Raw genomic sequence first — 8084 nt, 5'->3', positions numbered from 1 at the left:
ATGGGAGGTGCTGCCCAGCGCCCGCAACCGCCGCATCACCGGCGCCACGCCGATGCAGATCGCCGGCCCGGCGCGCGGCCACGCCCTGCTCCGGACCCGCTACAGCCCGGACGGCACCGTCACCCGCGGCACCCTGAACAACTGCGCCAACGGCTTCACGCCCTGGGGCACCTACCTGACCTGCGAGGAGAACTGGGCCGGCTACTTCGCCAGTGGCGACGCCGAGCGCCCGCGTGAACTGACCCGCTACGGCGTCGGCAGCGCTAGCCGCTACGGCTGGGACCACCTGGCCGGCGACGAATTCCAGCGCTTCAACGCCACCCGCCTGGCCGCCGATGCCACAGGCGACTACCGCAACGAGCCCAACCACTTCGGCTGGATCGTCGAGATCGACCCCTTCGCCCCGGAATCCACCCCGGTCAAGCGCACCGCGCTGGGTCGCTTCGCCCACGAGGGTCTGGTGTTCGCCCCGGTCAAACCGGGCCGGCCGGTGGTCTGCTATTCCGGCGACGACTCGCAGAACGAGTACATCTACAAGTTCGTCAGCCGCGGCAAGTACCTGCCGGGTCGCAGCGACGGCAGCCTGCTCGACGAGGGCACCCTCTACGTGGCGCGCTTCAAGGCCGACGGCAAGGGCGAATGGCTGGCGCTGGACATCCAGGACAAGGCCTTCCAGGCCGCCTGCCAGGCCGCCGGGGTGAGCTTCGCCGACCAGGGCGAGGTGCTGATCAATACCCGCCTGGCTGCCGACATCGTCGGTGCCACCAAGATGGATCGCCCGGAATGGGGCGCGGTCAACCCGCACAACGGCGAGGTTTACTTCACCCTCACCAACAACAGCTCGCGCACCGTCGCCGATGCCGCCAACCCGCGTCCGGCCAACGCTTACGGCCATATCATCCGCTGGCGCGAACTGAGCCGCGACTACGCCGGCCGCGCGTTCGCCTGGAGCCTGTTCCTGCTGGCCGGCCCGGAAGGCGACAGCCTGGATGTCAACGGCAAGCCGCTGAGCGCCGACAACCGCCTGGCCAGCCCGGACGGCCTGTGGTTCGACGACGATGGCCGGTTGTGGATCCAGACCGACATGAGCGGCAGCCAGCTGGCCAGCGGCCCGTTCGGCAACAACCAGATGCTGGTGGCCGACCCGCGTACCGGCGAGATGAAGCGCTTTTTGGTCGGCCCGGTGGGCTGCGAAGTCACGGGCATCGCCGCCACCCCGGACTTCCGCACCCTGTTCGTCAATATCCAGCACCCGGGTGAAGGCTCCACCCCCACCAACTTCCGCAGCACCTGGCCGGACGGCCCCGGCCGCCGCCCGCGCTCGGCCACCGTGATCGTCACCCGCGACGACGGCAAACCGCTGCTCTGAGCGCGCTGGCGATCCCCTCTCCCGCAACGGGAGAGGGAGCTCCCTCGCACCGGCACGGTACGGCACCAGCTTCTACGCTGAAGAAGCCGCTCGACTCGCCCGAAGAAGCGCGAGCGCCGGTGCCATCCATCACTACCGGGAGCCCCGCCATGCCATTGACCACCCTCAATTACAACGACAACGAACAGGAGCACCGCGGCTTTGCCGATACCCTGGGGCAGATGCAGGGGCTGATCGACAAGGGCAAGCTGGATCGCAACACCAGCCATGCCTACTACGGCGGTCATGAGCTGCGCGAGTGCGGCGTCAGCTGGAACGGTCATTTCCTCAAGCGCGACTGCCCCGGCAGCGGCAAGACCATGCACGGCCGCAGCCAGAACCGGGTCATCGTCAATATCGACCGCAACGGCCATCTGGTGGAGAACTGGGCGGTGGCCTGGCGCCATGACAACCGCCTGCTGCTGCTCGACGCCGGCTTCTTCAAGCGGGCCCAGCAGATGCGCGACTACATCAATTCGATGTGAACCATTCGGACGTCCCGCTCGAGGCCCGCAGCACCAGGCAAGGCAAGGTCCCCAACGAAACGGACATGGCCTCGGATTGGCGCAGCCTGTGCGAAGCGGGACGTCGGCTAGAGCGATGGAACATATCAATTGGAGATAGCTCCACCTCTTTTCATTATTTATCGCTATTTAGTAGCCACTAAGAGGGTTCTGACAGGGCCATTTACCCTCACTGCCGTGAAGGCGGGAGCCCAGGTAGTACAGAGCCCACCTGCGCGGGGATGGCGACTGTTGCAGTTTCGCCAACCTCAGCCTCCGACTCGCCAGTTGTGCTCATCCAATCGGATTCATGGCCTTTCCAGCCATAAGCTACAGATGCCGCCCCTGCTGGATGTCCTGACGATATTGAAATTTATACCGGCGCAACCCGATAACTGCGCCTAGCATTTAAATCACTGGAGCTAGGCCAGTGGGTTCGGGATGGAGGCTTTTCCGGGGAATGGGAGAACTTCCGTCCACTGCAGCCGACGGTCAGCCCGGTCGATGGGCCGCATCGATCCAGCAGCACGCGGTCCGTCCTCTGTAGTGATTTCACTCGCGGGGGTACGGTGATGAACGAAACGCTCGCCCAGCACTGGGCGCTGGCAGTGTTCCTCGTGGCGGTGGGCGGCCTGTGCGCCTTCATGCTCGGCGTATCCAGCCTGCTCGGCGGCAAGGCCTGGGGGCGCAGCAAGGAGGAACCCTTCGAGTCCGGCATCGTGCCCACCGGCAGCGCGCGGCTGCGCTTCTCCGCCAAGTTCTACCTGGTGGCCATGCTCTTCGTGATCTTCGACGTCGAGGCGCTGTTCCTCTTCGCCTGGGCCATCGCCGTGCGCGAAAGCGGCTGGGCCGGGCTGATCGAGGCCGCCGTGTTCATCCTCATCCTGCTCGCCGGGCTGCTCTACCTGTGGCGCGTCGGCGCCCTGGACTGGGCCCCCGAGGCACGCCGCCGGCGCCTCGGCGCACGCAAACCCTGAGGTCATCGCGATGCAATACAAGCTCACCCGCATCGATCCCGACGCCCCCGGCAGCCGCTACCCCATGGGCGAGCGCGAGCTGGTCGACGACCCGCTGGCCGGCCAGGTGCACCGCAACGTCTTCATGGGCCGCCTCGAGCAGGTGCTGCACCAGACGGTCAACTGGGGCCGCAAGAATTCGCTGTGGCCCTACAACTTCGGCCTGTCGTGCTGCTACGTGGAGATGACCACCGCCTTCACCGCGCCGCACGACATCGCCCGCTTCGGTGCCGAGGTGATCCGCGCCTCGCCGCGCCAGGCCGATTTCATGGTGGTGGCCGGCACCTGCTTCATCAAGATGGCGCCGATCATCCAGCGTCTGTACGAACAGATGCTCGAACCCAAGTGGGTGATCTCCATGGGCTCGTGTGCCAATTCCGGCGGCATGTACGACATCTACTCGGTGGTCCAGGGCGTCGACAAGTTCCTCCCGGTGGACGTCTACGTGCCGGGTTGTCCGCCGCGCCCGGAGGCCTTCCTGCAGGGTCTGATGCTGCTGCAGCAGTCCATCGGCGAGGAACGCCGGCCGCTGTCCTGGGTGGTCGGCGATCAGGGCGTGTACCGCGCCGAGATGCCCTCGCAGCGCGAGAAAAATCGCGCCGAGCGTATCCAGGTCACCCAGTTGCGCAGCCCGGACGAGATCTGATGAGCACCAGCAGCGCCCGCCTCGCCCCCTCGCCCGCCGGCCACGACGACGTGGTCGCCGAGCTGCAGGCGCTGTTCGGCGCCGACGCCTTCGTGGTGCAGGCGACCCGCACCGGCATGCCGGTGCTCTGGCTCGGCCGCGAACGCCTGCCGGCGGTGCTGCGCGCCCTGCGCCAGCTGCCGCGCCCCTACCTGATGCTGTACGACCTGCACGCCATGGACGAGCGCCTGCGCACCAAGCGCGAAGGCCTGCCGGCGGCAGACTTCAGCGTGTTCTACCACCTGCTGTCGATCGAGCGAAACAGTGATGTACTGCTCAAGGTCGCCCTCACCGAAGATGACCTCAGCCTGCCCAGCGCCACCGCCATCTGGCCCAACGCCAACTGGTACGAGCGCGAGGTGTGGGACATGTTCGGCATCCGCTTCGACGGCCACCCGCACCTGACCCGCCTGTTGATGCCACCGACCTGGCAGGGCCACCCGCTGCGCAAGGACTACCCGGCGCGCGCCACCGAGTTCGACCCCTTCAGCCTGGATGCGGCCAAGCAGGACCTGGAGCAGGAGGCGCTGCGCTTCAATCCCGAGGACTGGGGCATGCAGCGTCACGGTGCCCACGAGGACTTCATGTTCCTCAACCTCGGCCCCAACCATCCCTCGGCCCACGGCGCCTTCCGCATCATCCTGCAACTGGACGGCGAGGAGATCGTCGACTGCGTGCCGGAGATCGGCTACCACCACCGCGGCGCCGAGAAGATGGCCGAGCGGCAAAGCTGGCACAGCTTCATCCCCTATACGGATCGGATCGATTACCTCGGCGGGGTGATGAACAACCTGCCCTACGTGCTGGCGGTGGAGAAGCTGGCCGGCATCCGCGTGCCGGAGCGGGTCGAGGTGATCCGCGTGATGCTCGCCGAGTTCTTCCGCATCAACAGTCACCTGCTGTTTCTCGGCACCTACATCCAGGACGTCGGCGCCATGACCCCGGTGTTCTTCACCTTCAGCGACCGCCAGCGCGCCTACCAGGTGATCGAGGCCATCACCGGTTTCCGCATGCACCCGGCCTGGTACCGCATCGGCGGCGTCGCCCACGACCTGCCGCGCGGCTGGGACAAGCTGGTGCGCGAGTTCGTCGACTGGCTGCCCAAACGCCTGGACGAGTACCAGAAGGCCGCGCTGGACAACAGCATCCTGCGCGGACGCACCGTCGGCGTGGCTGCCTACAACACTCGCCAGGCCCTGGACTGGGGCGTCACCGGCTCGGGCCTGCGCGCCACCGGCCTGGACTTCGACCTGCGCAAGGCGCGCCCCTACTCCGGCTACGAGCGCTTCGACTTCGAGGTGCCGCTGACCGCCAACGGCGACGCCTACGACCGCTGCATCATCCGCGTCGAGGAGATGCGCCAGAGCCTGCGCATCATCGAGCAGTGCCTGCACAACATGCCCGCCGGCCCCTACAAGGCCGACCACCCGCTGACCACGCCGCCGCCCAAGGAGCGCACGCTGCAGCATATCGAGACGCTGATCACCCATTTCCTCCAGGTGTCATGGGGCCCGGTGATGCCCGCCGGCGAGAGCCTGCAGATGATCGAGGCAACCAAGGGCATCAACAGCTATTACTTAACCAGCGACGGCAGCACCATGAGCTACCGCACGCGCATCCGCACCCCGAGCTTCGCCCATCTGCAGCAGATACCGGCGGTGATCAGGGGCAGCCTGGTGGCGGACCTGATCGCCTACCTGGGCAGTATCGATTTCGTTATGGCCGACGTGGATCGCTAATCACATGAGCCAGACTGACCTGATCCAGACCGACCGCTTCGTCCTCAGCGCCGCCGAGCAGGCGGCCATCGAGCACGAACGCGAGCACTACGAAGACCCGCGCGCGGCCTCGATCGAGGCGCTGAAGATCGTCCAGCAGCAGCGCGGCTGGGTGCCGGACGGCGCCATCGCCGCCATCGGCGAGCTGCTCGGCATTCCCGCCAGCGACGTCGAGGGCGTCGCCACCTTCTACAGCCAGATCTTCCGCCAGCCGGTCGGCCGCCACCTGATCCGCGTGTGCGACAGCATGACCTGCTACGTCGCCGGCCACGAAGCGCTGCTGGCCCACCTGGCCCGGCGCCACGGCCTGACGCCGGGCCAGACCAGCGGCGACGGCCGCTTCACCCTGCTGCCGGTGTGCTGCCTGGGCAACTGCGACAAGGCGCCGGCGCTGATGATCGACGAGCAGACCTTCGGCGAGGTCGCGGTGGAGCGACTCGATGCCCTGCTGGAGGCCTTTGAATGAGCCGCCTGCCCTCCTTCGCCCCGGCCAACCAGGTCGTGCGCCCGGCCGAGACCCATCCGCTGACCTGGCGCCTGCGCGACGACGGCGAGCCGGTTTGGCTGGAGGAATACCGCGCCAAGGGCGGCTATGGGGCGGCCCGCCGCGCGCTGCTGGAGCTGGCCCCGGCGGACATCGTCCAGCAGGTCAAGGATTCCGGACTCAAGGGTCGCGGCGGCGCCGGTTTTCCCACCGGGGTGAAATGGGGGCTGATGCCGGCCGACGAGGCGCTGAAGGTGCGCTACCTGCTGTGCAACGCCGACGAGATGGAGCCCAACACCTGGAAGGACCGCCTGCTGATGGAGCAGCTGCCGCACCTGCTGGTCGAGGGCATGCTGATCGCCGCCCGCGCGCTCAAGGCCGGGCGCGGCTACATCTTCCTGCGCGGCGAATACGTCGAGTGCGCCCAGCACCTGCGCCGCGCCATCGCCGAGGCGCAAGCCGCCGGCCTGCTCGGGCGCGATATCCAGGGCAGCGGCTTCGACCTCGAACTCTTCGTGCATACCGGCGCCGGGCGCTACATCTGCGGCGAGGAAACCGCACTGATCAACTCGCTGGAGGGCCGCCGTGCCAACCCGCGGGCCAAGCCACCGTTCCCCGCCACCGTGGGCGTGTGGGGCAAGCCGACCTGCGTCAACAACGTCGAGACCCTGTGCAACGTGCCGGCGATCATCGAGCACGGCGTCGACTGGTACCGCGCCCTGGCCCGCCCCGGCAGCGAAGACATGGGCAGCAAGCTGTTCGGCTTCTCCGGCAAGGTCAAGCGTCCCGGCCTCTGGGAGCTGCCGTTCGGCATCGAGGCGCGCGAACTGTTCGAGGAGCACGCCGGCGGCATGCGCCCGGGCCATCGCCTCAAGTGCTGGCAGCCTGGCGGCGCCGGCACCGGTTTCCTCCTGCCCGAGCACCTGGATGCGCCGCTGCACGGCGCCGGCATCGCCAGGTACGGCACGCGCCTGGGCACCGGCCTGGCGCTGGCGGTGGACGACTCGGTGAGCATGGTCGGCCTGCTACGCAACATGGAGGAATTCTTCGCCCGCGAGTCCTGCGGCTTCTGCACCCCCTGCCGCGACGGCCTGCCGTGGAGCGTCAAGCTGTTGCGCGCGCTGGAACGCGGCGAAGGCCAGCCGGGCGATATCGAGACGCTGGAGCAGCTGTGCCGCTTCCTCGGCCCGGGCAAGACCTTCTGCGCCCATGCCCCGGGGGCGGTGGAGCCACTGGCCAGCGCCCTGCAGTATTTTCGCGACGAGTTCGAAGCGGGGATGGCGCAGCGCACACGGATGCAGGCGGAAGGCGTGGGCTAGACGAATCGACTCGCGGCGCGAACCGCTTCTACGGCAAGGCAGACGACGAGGCAGCAGCAGATGGCCACCATCCATATAGACGGCAAGGCATACGAGGTCGACGGGGCGGACAACCTGCTCCAGGCCTGCCTGTCGCTCGGCCTGGACATCCCCTACTTCTGCTGGCACCCGGCGCTCGGCAGTGTCGGCGCCTGCCGCCAGTGCGCGGTCAAGCAGTTCAACGACGAGAACGACCAGCGCGGCCGCCTGGTGATGGCCTGCATGACCCCGGCCGGCAGCGCGCCATGGATATCCATCGAAGACGAAGAAGCGCGCCAGTTCCGCGAGAGCGTGGTGGAGTGGCTGATGACCAACCACCCGCACGACTGCCCGGTGTGCGAGGAAGGTGGCCACTGCCACCTGCAGGACATGACCGTGATGACCGGCCACAGCCAGCGGCGCTACCGCTTCAGCAAACGCACCCACCTCAACCAGGACCTGGGCCCCTGCATCGGTCACGAGATGAACCGCTGCATCGCCTGCTACCGCTGCGTGCGCTACTACAAGGACTATGCCGGCGGCAGCGACCTGGGCGTGTACGGCGCCCACGCCAACCTCTACTTCGGCCGCGTCGAGGACGGCACCCTGGAGAGCGAGTTCTCCGGCAACCTCACCGAGGTCTGCCCGACCGGGGTATTCACCGACAAGACCCACTCGGCGCGCTACAACCGCAAATGGGACATGCAGTTCGCCCCGAGCATCTGCCACGGCTGCTCGCTGGGCTGCAACATCAGCCCCGGCGAGCGCTACGGCGAGATCCGCCGCATCGAGAACCGTTACCACGGCGCGATCAACCACTACTTCCTCTGCGACCGCGGCCGCTTCGGCTACGGCCACGTCAACCGCGCCGAC

At 67.5% G+C, this 8084-nt stretch carries 8 protein-coding genes; all 8 read left to right on the top strand.

The window, feature by feature from the left end; translation table 11 throughout:
* Positions 1-1369 (top strand): PhoX family phosphatase (locus N878_RS07035; protein ID WP_021442959.1); only part of this gene is annotated, 1369 nt, incomplete at its 5' end.
* Between the two features lie 149 nt (positions 1370-1518).
* The gene (locus N878_RS07030) at positions 1519-1893 is read left to right on the top strand and encodes a hypothetical protein (protein ID WP_021442958.1); all 375 of its coding nucleotides are present in this window, start codon (positions 1519-1521) and stop codon (positions 1891-1893) included.
* A 590-nt stretch (positions 1894-2483) separates the two neighbouring features.
* A complete protein-coding gene (locus tag N878_RS07025; protein ID WP_021442957.1) occupies positions 2484-2888 on the top strand; it encodes an NADH-quinone oxidoreductase subunit A in 405 nt (134 codons plus the stop codon).
* Between the two features lie 10 nt (positions 2889-2898).
* Positions 2899-3573, top strand: coding sequence for an NADH-quinone oxidoreductase subunit B family protein (locus tag N878_RS07020; RefSeq protein ID WP_021442956.1), 675 nt, complete (start codon positions 2899-2901; stop codon positions 3571-3573).
* Positions 3573-5351, top strand: coding sequence for an NADH-quinone oxidoreductase subunit C/D (gene nuoC, locus N878_RS07015; RefSeq protein ID WP_021442955.1), 1779 nt, complete (start codon positions 3573-3575; stop codon positions 5349-5351). Before N878_RS07020 ends, nuoC begins: the two co-directional genes overlap by 1 nt.
* Positions 5352-5355: 4 nt before the next feature.
* Entirely contained in the window at positions 5356-5856 is a 501-nt protein-coding gene (gene nuoE / locus N878_RS07010; protein ID WP_021442954.1) for an NADH-quinone oxidoreductase subunit NuoE, read from the top strand.
* Positions 5853-7193: an NADH-quinone oxidoreductase subunit NuoF gene (gene nuoF / locus N878_RS07005; RefSeq protein ID WP_021442953.1), complete on the top strand. Its 1341-nt coding sequence runs from the start codon at positions 5853-5855 to the stop codon at positions 7191-7193. The genes nuoE and nuoF overlap by 4 nt, the downstream gene beginning before the upstream one ends.
* Positions 7194-7253: 60 nt before the next feature.
* Positions 7254-8084 (top strand): 2Fe-2S iron-sulfur cluster-binding protein (locus N878_RS07000; RefSeq protein ID WP_021442952.1); only part of this gene is annotated, 831 nt, incomplete at its 3' end.

This window comes from Pseudomonas sp. EGD-AK9, from assembly GCF_000465935.2.
In the GTDB taxonomy this organism is placed as follows: Bacteria; Pseudomonadota; Gammaproteobacteria; order Pseudomonadales; family Pseudomonadaceae; genus Aquipseudomonas.
Note: the sequence above shows the minus strand (reverse complement) of the source record. Positions and strands in the feature narration are given on the sequence as shown.